General features: G+C 63.4%; 17 protein-coding genes. 9 read left to right on the top strand and 8 right to left on the bottom strand.

Annotated features, from left to right (window positions below; genetic code table 11):
* Positions 1–12: 12 nt before the first annotated feature.
* The gene (locus GJR96_RS06345) at positions 13–330 is read right to left on the bottom strand and encodes a hypothetical protein (RefSeq protein WP_151162165.1); all 318 of its coding nucleotides are present in this window, start codon (positions 328–330) and stop codon (positions 13–15) included.
* A gap of 93 nt (positions 331–423) precedes the next feature.
* Between GJR96_RS06345 and pyrH the strand changes: the two genes are divergently transcribed.
* Together pyrH and lysS are read left to right on the top strand one after the other, a co-directional pair.
* Complete coding sequence (gene pyrH, locus GJR96_RS06350; RefSeq protein ID WP_151162166.1) at positions 424–1137, top strand: UMP kinase; 714 nt, start codon at positions 424–426, stop codon at positions 1135–1137.
* 1 nt (position 1138) lies between these two features.
* Positions 1139–2815 carry a lysine--tRNA ligase gene (gene lysS / locus GJR96_RS06355; protein ID WP_151162167.1) on the top strand — a complete coding sequence of 559 codons (1677 nt, stop codon included), beginning with the start codon at positions 1139–1141 and terminating at the stop codon, positions 2813–2815.
* 70 nt (positions 2816–2885) lie between these two features.
* On the opposite strand, the gene GJR96_RS06360 is transcribed toward lysS, so the two are convergent.
* Entirely contained in the window at positions 2886–3422 is a 537-nt protein-coding gene (locus tag GJR96_RS06360; protein ID WP_151162168.1) for a BGTF surface domain-containing protein, read from the bottom strand.
* Positions 3423–3525: 103 nt separating this feature from the next.
* Positions 3526–4065 carry a hypothetical protein gene (locus GJR96_RS06365; protein ID WP_151162169.1) on the bottom strand — a complete coding sequence of 180 codons (540 nt, stop codon included), beginning with the start codon at positions 4063–4065 and terminating at the stop codon, positions 3526–3528.
* 126 nt (positions 4066–4191) lie between these two features.
* Here GJR96_RS06365 and GJR96_RS06370 point away from each other — a divergent pair, with 126 nt between their 5' ends.
* From GJR96_RS06370 to GJR96_RS06380, 3 genes are all read left to right on the top strand, one after another.
* Positions 4192–4602 (top strand): hypothetical protein, encoded by a 411-nt coding sequence (locus GJR96_RS06370; RefSeq protein ID WP_151162170.1) that lies wholly within the window; start codon positions 4192–4194, stop codon positions 4600–4602.
* 69 nt (positions 4603–4671) lie between these two features.
* Positions 4672–6465 carry a site-2 protease family protein gene (locus GJR96_RS06375; RefSeq protein WP_151162171.1) on the top strand — a complete coding sequence of 598 codons (1794 nt, stop codon included), beginning with the start codon at positions 4672–4674 and terminating at the stop codon, positions 6463–6465.
* Between the two features lie 96 nt (positions 6466–6561).
* On the top strand, positions 6562–8097 hold the full coding sequence (locus tag GJR96_RS06380) for a heme-binding protein (protein ID WP_151162172.1): 1536 nt from the start codon (positions 6562–6564) through the stop codon (positions 8095–8097).
* Positions 8098–8133: 36 nt separating this feature from the next.
* Here GJR96_RS06380 and GJR96_RS06385 read toward each other — a convergent pair whose 3' ends face one another.
* From GJR96_RS06385 to GJR96_RS06395, 4 genes are read right to left on the bottom strand one after another with little or no spacing between them, the layout of a single operon-like run.
* Positions 8134–8388, bottom strand: coding sequence for a hypothetical protein (locus GJR96_RS06385; protein ID WP_151162173.1), 255 nt, complete (start codon positions 8386–8388; stop codon positions 8134–8136).
* 44 nt (positions 8389–8432) lie between these two features.
* Positions 8433–8855 carry an SHOCT domain-containing protein gene (locus GJR96_RS06390; protein ID WP_225317705.1) on the bottom strand — a complete coding sequence of 141 codons (423 nt, stop codon included), beginning with the start codon at positions 8853–8855 and terminating at the stop codon, positions 8433–8435.
* Positions 8856–8909: 54 nt separating this feature from the next.
* Positions 8910–9080: a hypothetical protein gene (locus GJR96_RS18060; protein WP_191965815.1), complete on the bottom strand. Its 171-nt coding sequence runs from the start codon at positions 9078–9080 to the stop codon at positions 8910–8912.
* Entirely contained in the window at positions 9081–10154 is a 1074-nt protein-coding gene (locus GJR96_RS06395; RefSeq protein WP_151162174.1) for an aldo/keto reductase, read from the bottom strand.
* 148 nt (positions 10155–10302) lie between these two features.
* On the opposite strand from GJR96_RS06395, the gene GJR96_RS06400 reads away from it, so the two are divergent.
* Positions 10303–12495, top strand: a complete 2193-nt coding sequence (locus tag GJR96_RS06400; protein ID WP_151162175.1) for a GH32 C-terminal domain-containing protein — start codon at positions 10303–10305, stop codon at positions 12493–12495.
* A gap of 27 nt (positions 12496–12522) precedes the next feature.
* On the opposite strand, the gene GJR96_RS06405 is transcribed toward GJR96_RS06400, so the two are convergent.
* Positions 12523–13815 carry a glycoside hydrolase family 68 protein gene (locus GJR96_RS06405; RefSeq protein WP_151162176.1) on the bottom strand — a complete coding sequence of 431 codons (1293 nt, stop codon included), beginning with the start codon at positions 13813–13815 and terminating at the stop codon, positions 12523–12525.
* A gap of 184 nt (positions 13816–13999) precedes the next feature.
* On the opposite strand from GJR96_RS06405, the gene GJR96_RS06410 reads away from it, so the two are divergent.
* The 3 genes from GJR96_RS06410 (at position 14000) to GJR96_RS06420 (ending at position 15605) form a co-directional block, all read left to right on the top strand.
* Complete coding sequence (locus tag GJR96_RS06410) at positions 14000–14917, top strand: acyltransferase (RefSeq protein WP_151162177.1); 918 nt, start codon at positions 14000–14002, stop codon at positions 14915–14917.
* 160 nt (positions 14918–15077) lie between these two features.
* Positions 15078–15374, top strand: a complete 297-nt coding sequence (locus tag GJR96_RS06415; RefSeq protein WP_058570906.1) for a DUF7577 domain-containing protein — start codon at positions 15078–15080, stop codon at positions 15372–15374.
* A gap of 51 nt (positions 15375–15425) precedes the next feature.
* Positions 15426–15605, top strand: a complete 180-nt coding sequence (locus GJR96_RS06420) for a hypothetical protein (RefSeq protein WP_151162178.1) — start codon at positions 15426–15428, stop codon at positions 15603–15605.
* The last annotated feature ends 15 nt before the right edge of the window (positions 15606–15620 follow it).

The raw sequence follows: 15620 nt of genomic DNA on the forward strand, positions 1-15620 counted from the left end.
TCCCGCGTCGGTTTAAGATTGCTCCGAGTGGTGGGTGTCGTCGGATGCTGTCGGTCGTGTTCGATAGAGGTGGACGGCGATTCCGACACCGACGAACCCGATTGCGGTGGCGACCCATGGGGCCAGCGCACCGACGAGAGTGTCGGCCGTCTGGGGGAGTGTATCGTACTGCCAGAGTGCCCATCCGACGGAGAAACACGCCACCATCGCCCAGTTGAGGGTCGAGCGCCGACCGAACTCGCCGCGGCGCTGGCGGACGTAGAGTGCGCCGAGTGCGAGGACCCACCCGACGACGATGAGGGTGACCGTCTCCACGGTGACGAGTCGCATACCGGTAGTCACCGCGAGACTGGTTTAAACCCCCCGACACGGGCGTCTCGCACTTGATAACCCTTAAGATGCGCTCCCGGATATCCGTGTGCAATGAGAGTCGTCATCTCCATCGGCGGAAGCGTACTCGCGCCGGACCTCGACTCAGAACGCGTCGAAGCGCACGCGTCGGTCGTCGAGACACTCGCGCGAGAGGGGTGCGAAATCGGTGCAGTCGTCGGCGGCGGCGGTGTCGCCCGCGATTACATCGGTGCGGCCCGTGAACTCGGCGCGAACGAAGTCCAACTCGACCAAATCGGTATCGACGTGACCCGAATCAACGCCCGTCTGCTCATCGCGGCGCTCGGGTCGCAGGTGGACCCGAAAGTCGCCCACGACTACGAAGATGCAGGTGACGCCATCCGCCGCGGTGACATCTCCGTGATGGGCGGCGTCATGCCCGGGCAGACCACCGACGCCGTCGCGGCGGCGTTCGCGGAGTACGTCGACGCCGACCTGCTCGTTTACGCGACGAGCGTGGATGGCGTGTTCAGCGCCGACCCGAAGAGCGACCCCGACGCGACGAAATTCGAGGAGATGACCGCTGGCGAACTCGTCAACGTCATCGCCGACATCGAGATGAGTGCCGGGTCGTCCGCACCGGTCGACCTCCTCGCCGCGAAACTCATCGAACGCGCGAAGATGCGGACTATCGTCCTCGACGGAACGGACCCCTCGCGCATCGAACCCGCGGTTCTTCGCGGCGAGCACTCGGGGACGGACATCATCCCCGAGGGCGGCGACGAACCGACGTACTGGGCGCAGTGAGATGACGACAGACGAATCCACCGCCACCGACGCGCCCGCGGACGACGCCATCGACGCCTTCGAGACCGGGTCCAACGACGGACACCGCGACTTCTGGGCAGACGACGTTGCAGACGAAATCGAGGCGCGAGACCCCGACGACCCCATCGTCATCAAAGGCGGCGTCTCGCCGTCCGGCGTCGCCCACCTCGGCAACTTCAACGAGATTATTCGCGGCTACTTCGTCGCCGAAGTCCTCCGCGAACGCGGCCACGAGGTCCGACAGGTCTTCACGAGCGACGACAAGGACCCGCTTCGAAAGCTTCCCCGAAAACTCGCCGACGAAGACGGCAACATCGTCGGCCTTGGCGAAGTCGACGCCGGCGCACTCGGCCGAAACCTCGGCAAGCCATACACGTCGATTCCTGACCCCTTCGGCGAGACGGACTCTTACGCGGCCCACTTCGCGGCCTTGCTCAAGGCCGACGCCGACCGCCTCGGGATTCCTGTCGAGATGCTCTCGAACACCGAGATGTACGAGAACGGAGATTTCGACCCCGTCGTCGAACACGTCCTCGAAAACATCGACACCGCGCGCGAGGTACTCTCGAAGTACCAGTCGAAGGTCGACGAAGACTACGTCCCGTTCAACCCGGTCTGCGAGGAGTGCGGGAAGATTACGGAGACCATCACGTCAGTCGACGTGGACGACGGTACCGTGGACTACGTCTGTACCGACATGACCGTCGGCGACAACACTATCGACGGGTGTGGTCACGAAGGGACGGCGACGTTCCGCGAGGGCAAACTGCCGTGGCGCTTCGAGTGGCCCGGCCAGTGGCAGGTCCTCGGTGTCGACTTCGAACCGTTCGGCAAGGACCACGCCGAAGGGTCGTGGCCGTCCGGCGACGACATCGCTCGCAACGTCCTCGGCATCAATCCGCCGGTCCCGATGGTCTACGAGTGGTTCACGCTCAACGGAAAGGCACTGTCGTCCTCGGCCGGGAACATCGTCACCGTCTCCGAGATGCTCGAACTGCTCGAACCTGAGGTGCTTCGGTACTTCTTCGCGCTCAACCCGCGGAAGGCCCGTGACCTCGACTTGACGCGCCTCGACCAACTGGTCGACGACTTCGACCGGTTCGAACGAGCGTACTTCGGCGAGGTGGACGACGAAAACCTCACGCGATTCGCCAAGCGCGCGTATCCGTTCGTCGTGGACGACGTACGGGAAGACCGCATCCGCCTCCCCTACACGTTCGCTGCCGTCCTTGGGATGACCGACGACGAGGACCTGCGCGAGCAGATGGCTCGAAACGAGGGCTTCTTCGACGAGGACACGCCGGACGACGTCGTCGAAGAGGCACTCGCCCGCGTCGAACGCGCCCGCAACTGGGCCGAGAAGATGGACAATCAGTTCAACTACCGCTTGCAGGTCGACCTCCCCGAGTTCGACTTCGACCCGGCCGTCGAGGCGGCACTGGACGAACTCGCCGACTTCGTGGCAGAGAACCACGACGGTGAGGCAATCCAGGGTGAAATCTACGAGACGGCCCGCCGCAACGACATCGAGATGGGTGACTTCTTCGCCGCCGGGTATCGCCTGTTCTTCGACGACACGCAGGGACCACGTCTCGGCGAGTTCCTCGGCGAGTTAGAACAGGACTTCGTCGTCACGCGTCTCCGTCGCGAGGCCTGAACGCCCCCCACTCGACTGCGAACTTCTCCGACTTCTCCGACTATCTACCTTTCTCCCACATCGTCCGTCGTTAGATGGTGCGCCGAGCGAGGTACGCGAACCCACTCACGCCGGCCACGGCGAGAACGCTGACGGTCACACCGAACCCCGGAACACGTGTGTTGGTGTCGGGGTCGGTCGTCTCGCTCGCAGTCGTCGTCGCGTCCGTCGTCGTGGATTCGACTACGACGCCGCTGGTCTCCCCGACGACAGTCCCGTTTTCGAGGACGGTGACAGTGAACGTTGACTCCGTCGGAATGTCCGAGAAGTCGAAGCGTGCGGTGAAGTCACCGTTCTCGCCGACGGTGGCGTCACTCACCTTGAGGAATTTCGGGCTCGTGTCGGCCGTCGCTCTGACACGAACGGTGACCGTGGTCCCCGCACTGAGGTTCGACATGCCGCGAATCGTCGCGTCGTCGCTCTGTGGGACCGTCACGTTCTCGCTGTGAGTCAAGAACGTCACGTCTGCGTCCGCCGCGTCGGCGACTGCCACCCCGCCGACCAGCACGCTCGCGAGGACGACGACAGCGAGGAAGACACCGAATTCGGGACCAGTTCGTGAAGACATCGTCTACCCCGCGTTTCTCGAACGGAGGAAAAATAGCTACGCTAAGGTCAAAGAGGTCTTTGAGCTACTTCGGGTAGCGCGGTGGAGACGCGTTTGAGACCGTTCAGTTCTCTTCTATCGCGTCGATGACGACGGCACCGACGACGAGCAGTCGCGGGTCTATCTCGTCGGTGTCGGCTTCGATAGTGTACGTGTCTCGGAGCGCGAACTGTTCGGAAATCTCTCCGACTGGGGTTCCGCTGGCGTCTTCGACGCGGTACGAGAAGGGGATGAGCGTCGTGATGGCCCGTCGGGCGACGGCCATCGGTACGTTGTCCTCCACGATTCGGCCGACGACTGACCCGTTCGGGCCGAGCAATTGGTAGGTGTGTTTCGCGAACGAGAACGCGCCACGTTTGACTGCGCCGACTCGGTCATCGGTCTGGCTATCGACGATATCGTACGCGGCTGACACGTCGAGGACGCTGTCGGCTTTGACGCGGAAGCGCTCGTCGCCCGTCTCGTAGTCGTTCAAGCGGAAGTCTTCTTTCAGTTTGAACTTCTTCTTCTTCGCGGAGAGAATCGGGTCCCTATCGTCGTAGACGACGTACGTGGTGCCGATAGACACCTTCTGGCGGACTTCGTAGCGGGAACTGTCGAACATGCGTTCCGATGCAACCTCCATCGGATAAAGACCTTCTGGGGGACGACTTATGTTCTCGTCGTACGTACTGCCGACAGGTTCGTTCCCCGTGGACGACCCGCCGCGGCCGTGCCGCAGTGATTTCACATGTCCCTCATCGACTTCATCCGGACCGTCGAGGAATCGCAAGACGAATTCGACGTCGAGTTAGAAGAGTTCGACGCCGACTCAGACCAGACAGACGTGGACGACGCGTCCAGTGGGCGCTCACTCGGACGCCTCTTCCTCCTCGTGGTGCTCCTCGCGGGGGCCGCGTACGTCGTCTACCGCCTTCGCTCGTCGTCGGATGGCGAGTCGTACACCGACATCGACCTCGACACCGAGGGCGAAACGACAGCAGAGACAGACGACACGGCGACTGTCTCCGTCGAACACGACCCCGACGAGGAGACGACTGACGAGACGGTGACTGGAGATGAAGCGGATTCGGAGACTGACGACGCCGTCGAAGTCGAAATCGAATCACCGGACGACGAGACCGAAGAAGACGAAGAGTAAGCGCCTGTTCGACTCTCTTCGGTACCGTAACCCGAACGCCTTTTGGCGCGCGCCGCTTCCTTTCGGCCGATGAATACGCTGCTGTGGATCCTCGCCGGATTCATCGCCTACTCTCTCCTCGCGGCGCTGTTGCGCACTCGTGGGATTCTCCCCGAATACGTCCGCGTACAGGGCCCACTCACGACGATTCACACCCGTCGCGGCCGCGAGTTACTCGACAGACTCGCCGAACCCAAGCGGTTCTGGCGTGCGTGGAGTAACATCGGCCTCGGTATCGCCCTCGTAATCATGGTCGGGACGTTCGCCCTCCTGTTGTATCAGGCCGTCCTCATCGTCCAGAATCCGCCTGCTCCTTCGCAGGTCAACCAGCCCCAGAACTTCCTCGTCATCCCCGGCGTCAACGACTTCCTCCCGCTGTCCGTCGCGCCCGAGATTCTCTTTGGCCTCCTCGTGGGCCTCGTCGTTCACGAAGGTGGTCACGGCATCCTCAGTCGCGTCGAAGGTATCGACGTGGAGTCGATGGGCATCGTCCTCTTGACGATTCTCCCGGTCGGCGCGTTCGTCGAACCGTCCGAAGAGAGTCAACGCCGCGCCGACCGTGGCGGGAAGTCACGGATGTTCGCCGCCGGCGTGACGAACAACTTCGCCGTCACTATCGTCGCGTTCGCACTCCTGTTCGGCCCGGTCATCGGGTCGATTTCGGTCGCCCCCGGCGTCGCGGTGGCAGGCGCGTACGCGGGGTCCCCCGCCGACGCCGCAGGTATCGGCGGTGGCGACAGAGTGACTGCAATCGACGGCACATCGGTCAACACGACACAGGAACTCGACGCGGCGTTACTCGCCGCCGCCGACCGGACTGTCTCCGTCGAACTCGACGGCGAACGGACGGTGTCGGTCCAGCGCCAACTCATCGTCGCTGGGTCCGTCGCCGGCAACCCGGCGAATCTCACCGTCGAGTCTGGTAGCGACCCGATTCGCGTGACTGCGGTCAACGGGACGCCAGTCTCCACTCGCGCCGGGTTCGAAGCGGTCGTCGGTGACTCTCGGTTCGCCCGTCTCGAAACGTCTGCCGGCGAGCGAACGATTCCCGTCGGCGCGTACATCACGAACGTCGCCGAAGAGCAACCACTCGCCAATGCGACGGGTGCGACTGAACCGCTCATCGTCACGAGCCTCGACGGGACGCGTATCACGTCTTCGACCGACTTACAGGTCGCACTCGACGGAACCGACCCCGGCCAGACCGTCCCCGTCGAGGTGTACGTCGACGGCGAGTTCCGAACCGTCGACGTGACGCTCGGTGAGAACCCACAGGACGGCAACGGGTTCCTCGGCGTCAACATCTTCGACGGCACGAGTGGTCTCCTGCTCACTGACTTCGGGATGCAGGAGTACCCTGCCGCGACGTATCTCTCGCTCCTCGGTGGTGACGGCGGCGACGGCGCAGGTGGCCTCGCCAACGCGTTCGGCGGGTCGCCGCTGCAACTCGTCTACGTCTCGCTGTTGCTCCCGCTGGCCTCCGTCGTCCTCGGCATCCCGAACTTCCCCGGATTCACGGGCGAGGTCATCAACTTCTATCAGGTGGGTGGCCCCTTCGGGTTCCTCGGTGGCGGCGTCTTCATCCTCGCTAACCTGCTGTTCTGGACGGCGTGGATTAACCTGCAACTCGGATTGTTCAACTGTATCCCCGGCTACCCGCTCGACGGCGGCAGAATCCTGCGGACTGGGGCAGAGGCAATCGTCTCGCGCCTCCCGGTCGACGACCGACACACGGTGGTCCGAACCATCACCACGTCTATCGGGTTGACGATGCTCGCGTCGCTCCTGCTCATGATATTCGGCCCGACGCTCCTCGGCGGATAACTCCGTTTCAGTCGGCGAAACAACGCTTTTCGCACCCGTTCCCGCCCAGCGAAAAGACTCGCAACTTCAATACCGGATGAATCCTAAGGCCACGGTATGGTAGAGGCCCCACAGACCGACGAGGGCTGGTTCGCGCTGCACGACTTCCGAACCGTCGATTGGGACGCCTGGCGGGATGCACCCGACCACGAGCGCAAGCGAGCAATCGACGAAGGCGTCGCCTATCTCGACGCGCACGAAGCGGTCGAAGACGACGAGGAAGGAACTTCCGCTGTCTTCTCCGTCCTCGGCCACAAGGCCGACTTCGTCGTCGTCCACTTCCGTCCGACGCTGGACTCCCTCTCGCGCGCCGAACGCCAGTTCGAACAGACTGCTTTCGCTGCGTTCACGGAGCAACCCACGTCGTACGTCTCCGTCACCGAGGTGTCGGGATACGTCTCGGACGACTACTTCGAGGGCAATAAAGAAGACATCGACACCGGACTCCTCCGCTATATCGAGGGCAAACTCAAGCCCGACATCCCGGACGACACCTACATGTCGTTCTACCCGATGTCGAAACGTCGCGGCGAGACGGACAACTGGTACGACCTGCCGTTCGACGAGCGTCGCGAGATGATGTCCACTCACGGTGACACGGGCCGCAAGTACGCCGGCAAAATCAAGCAGGTCATCGCGTCGTCTGTCGGCTTCGACGACTGGGAGTGGGGTGTCACGCTCTTCGGCGACGACCCGACGGACATCAAGGACATCGTCTACGAGATGCGCTTCGACGAGGTGTCGAGCAAGTACGGCGAGTTCGACCAGTTCTACGTCGGCCGTCGGTTCCCGCCGTCTGACCTCGGCGCGTTCCTCGCGGGCGACGCTGTCCCGACGAGCGAGTTCGCGGACGAATCGCACCACCACGCGCACGCACACGGTGAAGGCGGACACCACGGCGAAGGCGGACACCACGGCGAAGGCGGACACCACGGACACCACGGCGAAGGCGGACACCACGGTGAGGGTGGCCACGGCCACGGAGACAGCGACGACGACGAGAGCGCGGACGAAGACATCCGCGGCCAACTCGAAGACCTGAACATCTACGCCGGAAAGCCACACGGCGAAGACGTGTACGCGACGGTGCTGTACTCCGAAGCGGACGCCGACGAGGTGTTCGACGAAGTCGACGGCCTCCGCGGGAACTTCGACCACTACCCGACGCACGTCAAGACGGCCGTCTACGAGGCCAACGAGCGTGGCCGCGTCGCCGTCGTCTCCATCTGGGAGACGGCGTCGGCCGCCGAGACTGCCGCAGGGTTCCTCTCGGAGCTCCCCGGTATCGTCGAGCGCGCCGGTGAGGAGTCTGGATTCGGGACGATGGGGATGTTCTACACCACCAAGCCCGAATACCACGACGACTTCGTCGAGAAGTTCGGCGTCGTCGGTGGTCTCCTCGAAGACATGGACGGACACTTCGACACCGACCTGATGGTCAACGTCGAAGACGAGAACGACATGTTCATCGCCAGTCAGTGGCGCTCGCAGGAAGACGCCATGGGCTTCTTCCGCTCCGACGCCTTCCGCGACACGGTCCAGTGGGGCCGTGACGTGCTTGCGGACCGGCCGCGACACGTGTTCTTGGCGTAAAGACTGGGCAGAACCGAGAAACTGCGGTTTACTTTTTCAGGCCTGTGCGAGCGCAGACCGAACGTCGCGTAACTTCGGGCGGAACTTGTCCGTCCCGATGAGGTACGCGAAGTAGAGCACCGCCGCGCCCATGACGACGGCCCACGCGCCGAATCCGAGGTTTCCGTGTTCGATGGTGAGCAGTGCGAAGCGTTCGATGTACGCGCCGGCGACAGAGAGTGCGGCGCTTCCGAGGCCGAAGACGAGGAGTTCGAGCAGGTCGGGCAGTAATTCGACGAATGACGGTCGCATCGTCTCTCTCCAACCCGCGGGTGAATGAGACTCTTTTGGTCGTGCTACACCTGCTCACGCTCAGGCTCAGTGCTGGTCTGCGAGACGTACTCACGTGCGGAGGGTACCGTTTCTGTCTCCAGCAGTCGCTCCAGTCGCATCTCGAACTCGGCGTCTGTCACCTCGCCGTCGGCGTAGCGCTCACGGAGGCGGTGAAGCGCCTGTTCTGGGTCCGCATCCGCTGGCTCAGTCTGTCGGTTCCTGCCGGTCCATTGGAGGTCTCCCGTGAGGAAGTCCATCGCGTAGGAGTAGCCGAGGCCAAGGACGGCACCGACGAGGAACATGCCGAAGAACGCGGGAAAGATTGCCGCACCGTTGGAGACGGCGAGAGCGGCACCGACGAATCCAATCGCGATTGCAAACTGCCACGGGTGGTCGTGGACGAATCCACCGACTCCACGCTCGCGGAGGGTGTCGAGCGAAGACATACGTGATTGTTGTCAGGGGATGAAAAAGTAGTTCGGGGGTCCGGCCGCCGACAGTTAGCGACCGTTTCGGACGTAGTCGACAGCACCGAATACCCCGGTCAGGAGCGTCTTGGCGACCCACTGGCCGGCGTCGTCACCGCGTTTTCTGGCGTCGAGGCTGACCAACCACGCGAGAAGCGCGTGGGCGACGGCGGTGACAGCGAGGATGGTCCGCAGGTGAACCATCTACGCTTCGTTGCGAGCGCCTTCGGCGACGCGCTTGTCGAGGCCGGCGTCGCGGATGTCGTCCCCGCCGATGGACGAGCGAAGGGCGTCCATGCCGTCGAAGCGGTCGATGCCGAAGTTGTCTTCGTAGAGGTCGGCGACGCGTTGCATCTCCTCGTCGGAGAGCTTCGGCACGTCGGAGGCGGCCGCCCACTCGGTGATGTCGTCTTTCGTTCGGAAGGTGGGCGTGACCGCCGCCGTGGCGTCGTGGCCGAGGAGCCACGCGATAGAGGCCTGTGCCATGGAACGCTCGCCGTCGCGTTCGAGGAAGCGCAGAGTTTCGAGCTTCTCCCAGCCGGTTTCGTACCACTCGTCGGGGCGGAAGCCGCGGTGGTCGCCGCTGCCGAGTTCCGTCTCGGGGCGGACCTGCTCGTTCAGGAGTCCCGAGGAGTGCGGGACGCGAGCGATGAGGCTCGTCTGCGACCCCGTCTCTTCGATGGTGTCGAGGAAGTGGTTCCCGACTTCCTGTTCGAACATGTTCCAGACGATTTGGAGTGCGTCGAACTCCTCTTCGATGGACATGTCGCCTTCGGCCAACCAGCCGATGGAGGGACCGAGTGCCCAGCCAGTGGCCTCGATGAGGCCCTCTTCTTTCAGTTCGTCCAGCGCTTCGAGCACGTCTGGCGTGACTTCGTCCACGTTCGCGTTGTGGAGTTGGAGCAGGTCGACGTACTCCATGTCGAGCCGTTCGAGGCTCTTTTCGGTCGCCTCGCGAACCCACTCGCCGGTAATCTCCTTGGGGAGTTCGCCGTGGCCGGCCTGCGGGTTGTTGTAGAAGTCGTAGCCGACTTTCGTCGCGACGGTGACCTCGTCGCGGTAGTCTGCGAGCGCCTCGCCGACGACTTCCTCGGAGTGGCCGAGGCCGTACACGTCTCCCGTATCGAAGAAATTGATTCCCTGGTCGATGGCGTGGTGAATCATCTCGATGGAGTCTTCGTCGGAGCGGTCGCCCCACCAGTCGGTCCCGACGACCCACGCACCGAAGCCAACCTCACTGACTTCGATACCGGAGGTCCCGAGTTCGCGGTAGTGCATAGCCGGTCGTAGGGAACGAGGTGACTTATTGGGTGTGTTTCGCTCCCGTGAGACGAGGCCCCGACCACTCCGTCTGATTTTGACTGTGTGTGCGTTTCCCCGCACGAATCCGCAGATTCATGACCGGTGACGGCAAAGGCCAGTGACAATGGATGAACTTGCCGTCCGCGTCGGGTTCGTCGTCGTGACGGAACTCACGGACGAACAACGCGTGGCACGAGACTGGGCGGCGACGATTGCGAGCGTCGAGACAGTCTCGCTCGCGGCCATCGCCGAGGGTGCCGTCGCCCTCGATTCGTTCGACGTGGTGTGGTGGCACTGCGACCTGCAACTCGACAGCGCCAGACGGGACCTCGCCGCCGAGTGTGCCGACGCCTTCGACGACTACTTGCGCGGCGGCGGCGGCGTCCTCCTGACACTCAACGCCCTCGCCGCAGTGGATGAACTGGGCATCGACCCAGTCGCACCCGACGCGGTCGGGACCGAAACGTCGCCGCACCCCACTGGCCTCTTGGCGAAGTCGATTCACGCCGACCACCCACTGTTCGAGGGATTCGACACGCTCGGCGTCCACATGCAACCGCCCGAGTCCCCTCGTCCGTTCGCCCGGTACGAGCACATCCTCCCCGAAGACGGACAGATTCTGGCCAGTATCCTTCACGGCGACGACTTCCTCGTCGCGCTCAAGTCCGTGGTCGAGTGGCAGCACGGCGCGGGAGCCGTCTACGGCGTCGGTGCCGAGGTGTCGTTCCTCTCGCACCACGGCCACGACTTCGAGACGATGGGGGCGAACGAACACTTCCTCCGAAACGCTCTCGCTCTCCTCGGTGGCCCTGCACATCGCCGGCCGACGTTTACGGACCGGCCCACCGACGCGGACGGGTTTGCAGCGATGCGTGCCCGTCTCGGTGACGACCACCACCGTCCCCGGTATCACCTCGCCGGGCCAGCGAACTGGGTGAACGACCCCAACGGTGTCATCCAGTACGACGGCACCTACCACATGTTCTACCAGTACAACCCCGGTGGACCGTTCCACGGGTCGATTCACTGGGGCCACGCGACGAGCGAGGACTTGATTCACTGGGAAGACCACCCAGTCGCGCTCTCGCCCGACCCTGACGGACCGGACCGAGACGGGTGCTGGTCCGGGTGCACTGTCGTCGACGACGATGGTACCCCGACGATTCTCTACACGGGTGGTCGCGACCACCACCAACTGCCCTGTTTAGCGACGACGACGGACCCGATGCTCCGGTCGTGGGACAAAAGCGACGACAACCCAATCATCGAGTCCGCCCCCGACGACATCGACATCCTCGGCACGGACGACTGGGCCGCGGAGTTCCGCGACCACGCCGTCTGGAAGGTCGGCGACGACTGGTACCAACTCATCGGGTCGGCCATCGCGGAGGTGGGTGGCGTCGCCCTCCTCTATCGGTCACCGGACCTCCGCGACTGGGAGTACGTCGGCCCACTCCACGGCGGAACCGAAGGCCACGGCATCGTCTGGGAGTGTCCAGAACTGCTCGGATTCGACGACTACGACCTCTTCCACGTCTCGAACTACGAGGCGGTTCGGTACTTCGTCGGGCAGGCGGACCTCGACACCCCAGACTTCGCCGTCGAAAACGAGGGACTCCTCGACTACGGCGACTTCTACGCCCCACAGTCTACCGTCGACGACGAGGGCCGGACGCTCTCGTGGGGATGGATAAAAGAGGGCCGCGGCGTCGACTCGCAGTGGCACGCCGGATGGTCGGGGACGCTCTCGCTCCCGCGCGAACTCTCGGTGGACGACACCGGCACCCTCCGACAGCGTCCGGCCGTCGAATTGGAGACACTCCGCCAGAAACACGTCTCCCTCGATGACCTGTCTCCGGCGGGAACCTCGCTCGTCGCTGGCGAACGAACCTCACTCCCGCTTTCGGGCAACGCGTACGAACTCGCACTCGACGTCTCTGTCGAGGACGACGGCGTGTTCGAACTCGGTCTGTTCGAGTCACCGACTCGGATGGAGCGAACCGTCGTCCACTACGATGGCGAACGAGTCACGGTCGACAGAGAACACAGCAGTCGCCACCACGACGTCGACCGCGAACCACGGTCGATGCCCGTCGAGGGCGACACGCTCTCACTTCGCGTCTTCGTCGACGGGTCCGTCCTCGAACTCTTCGCGAACGAACACCGGTGTCTCACGACGCGAGTCTATCCGACACGTGCGGATGCAGACGGCGTCTCCGTCGTTGCCGCGGGCGAGTCTGCCGACGACTCGGTCGAACTGCTGGCACTCGACGCGTGGGAACTCGACGCGACGTTCGGCGCCCGAAAACGAGACTGAGTCCGAGACAACTGGCAACGCAGTCGATTAGTAGTACCCGCCGCCGTCGCCCTCGCGGTCCGCTTGGTCCCACCACGAGGGTGGGAGCGATTCACGTCGGAGTGGCAGGTGTCCGTGGTCGAGGGTACCGACGAGGCCTGTCCGGTCGCCGTCGAGGCCGAGACGGACCGTCGGTGCGAGCGTTCCACCGAAGCGCCGCATCTGTTCGTCCGGTGGGAGGAGGGACACGTCGTCCAGATTCGGGCGGTTGTAGTCGAAGTAGTTGAAAAAGGACGTGACGAGGAGTTCGTCGCCGTGGTCGTAGACGAGCCACGAGTACGCCTGGAAGGGCGCGTTCTCGGGGTTGGTGAGGACCATCCCGTGGTCGTTCAGCGGTTCGTAGTCGCCGCGCAAGTCGTCGGCGACGAAGCCGTAGAGCGCGTCGTAACCCTCCAGACCGGGTGCGAACGTGTGGACGTGGCTGGAGATGAACAGGTAGTAGGTGCCGTCGCGGACGACGAGGTGTGGTCGTTCGAGTTCTTGGTTGACACAGACGGAGTCGAGGAGCGGTGGCCGAAGTTCGAACTCGGTCGGGTCCCCAGACGGTGAATGCGCGATGCCGATGCTCCCGTTGAACTCCTCCCAGACGGAGTCCCCGCACTCGCCTGCGCCTTCGGGGACGGGCGTGTTGGCTTCGAAGAGGAGGTACGTCTCACCCGACTGTGGGTCCTCGAAGAACCACGGGTCGCGGAAGGTGTATATCATCCCGCGCGACTGGGCTTCGCGCTCGTACCAGTCGCCGTCGGGCGTGAGGATGACGCGGTGGTCCCACGTGCCGTCGATTCGGAGGCCCGACTCGTCGGTGTGGACCGTTCCGCCCGTCGCGAGGGCGATGCGCTGGGTGTAGGTCAGTTCCTCGGCGTCGTCTTCGCCCGCCGCGGTGTAGTAGAAGTACACCTCACCGTCGTCGCCGTCTGGGTCGTACATCGCGGACCCGGCCCACTGGCGTTGTCCGAGTGTGCCGTCGTCGAAGACGCGGCCACCAGTCGTCCAGTTTTCGCCGTCGGTCGAGTAGAAATACCGGATGGTCGCCACGTCGTGGCGCTTACCCGGGAGCAGGTCAGACGGTGACGTGAGCGCGAAGATGACGCGACGGCCGTCGATTTCGGCGATAGACCCGTCTCGGTTGCGGAGCAACCACGTATCCCAGATGTGGAGTCCGTCGTCCAGTCGCTCGTCCGGTGGATAGATGATGGGCGCGACGTTCGAATCGTCGCGGTGGAGTCCGGCGGCGTGGTCCCGTGTCCACGCCGGCGTGTCTCCTGCGAACTCTTCACTCATAGATGGATGAACTTTGTCGGGTGGGATATGTCTCACCATTCTCGGTCGTCGTTGCTGTCAGTGGTCGCTCACGACGCCGAGTTCGACCTCGACCACCGAATCCAGAGAATGTTGCCGTTTCACGGGCTGTCGCGGGTGATGCACAACCGAACCCCTTTGAACGTCGACGGCTAACGAGGGTGTAATGACGAAGGTACAGGTTTCGCTTCCGGAAGACGCCGAAGACGGTTTGCAGGCTTTTATCGACGACGTAGACGGTCGCCTCTCTTCGGAGGAAGATACGTGCCAGGTCGTCCAAGACACACTCATCGACCTCTTCGGCGACCGGGAAGCGTGGGAGCGTTGGCAGAACGGGAAACCCGTCTCGCCCGCGACACGGGTCCGACTACAGGGATACGACCCGTGCAACGCGACCCTCGAAGCCGAGTACTACGCGGAAAAAGACGACGAGAAGTTCAAACGCTCGAAACAACTCCAGTGGCTCTGGCGGCAGTTCGACGCGACGCCGATGGCCGACAACGTCGACTTCGCCCTCCGGTTCCGGCAGATGCTCGCCAACCACCTCTTCGAAGACGCCGGCGACAATCTCCGTATCTTCAAGGGCGTCACGTTCTCGTTCGGCCACAACATCACCGTCGGCGACAACACCGTCATCCACGACGACGTTCACCTCGACGACCGAGGCAAACTCACCATCGGTGACCGCGTCTCCATCTCCGACAACGTCCACATCTACAGTCACGCCCACGACGTCGTCGACCAGACCGAAGTCCGAAACTACCACACGAAAATCGGTGATGACGCCCGCATCACCTACGACGCGATGGTGAACGCCGGGAACCACGTCGGCGAGAACGCTATCGTCGGTGCTCGGGCTATCGTTCAGGGCGACGTGCCTGCCCACCACATCGCCGTCGGTGCGCCAGCGAAGAGCGTGAAAATCAAGCCCGGATTCGAAGACGTCGCCGAACCCCTCGACGCGGGCGGTGAGCGACTGGCCGACGACCGAGAGATTCCGTACAAACTGCCGGACGACATCGAAACGTTCGACGAGTTCGGCCGTGACCTCGGCGGTCCGGTCAACCCCCACCGAACCGGGTAGTCTCGCGGCCAGCGTCGTGCGCCGTCCGTGCTTCTGTGAAACCTTCTGTGAGACCACGCACCCTTCCCCACTGTTTCTGCGTGTTGCACGGCTATGATGCGATTACGACCTGAAAATGACCGAAGAACCGATATAGCATGCTAACGTAGGTCAATGTGTGATGGACGTCTGGGGTTGGATCGTCATTTACGCCCTCGGCTTGACCCTGCTCCAGCTGTTGGTCTATCGGTACCTCGTCAACGGCGGTGAACCCACGATGAGCGACGGGACCGGCCGCGACGCCGACCGGATGGACCGCTACGTCCACCCGGAAATCGCGGCGTCCTTCGACGACCGGTCTCGGATGGGCGTTCGTACGACACCGACGGGTGAGCGCATTTGCCCCGAGTGTGGTGCTGAAAACGAAGCCGATACGACGTTCGACCTCTGCTGGAACTGTACGCGCCGCCTCCGGTGACTGGTCTCGGCCGAGTCCATTTTATCGCTCCCCACCAATCTTCGTAGTAGCATGGCCGAAAATCAAGATTTTCACGACGAACTCGATACGCTTGCACGCGATATCGAGCGGGCGATTCTCGAATTCGACGCCGCCCTCGAACGTCACACTGCGGTTCGGCAGCGTGCACACGAACCCGTGTTCCGTTCGGACTCGGTCGAATTCGACGACGTACAGGAATTGTTCTTCTGAGGTCTGCGGCCGGGG

The organism is Haloferax litoreum (assembly GCF_009674605.1).
GTDB lineage: Archaea > Halobacteriota > Halobacteria > Halobacteriales > Haloferacaceae > Haloferax > Haloferax litoreum.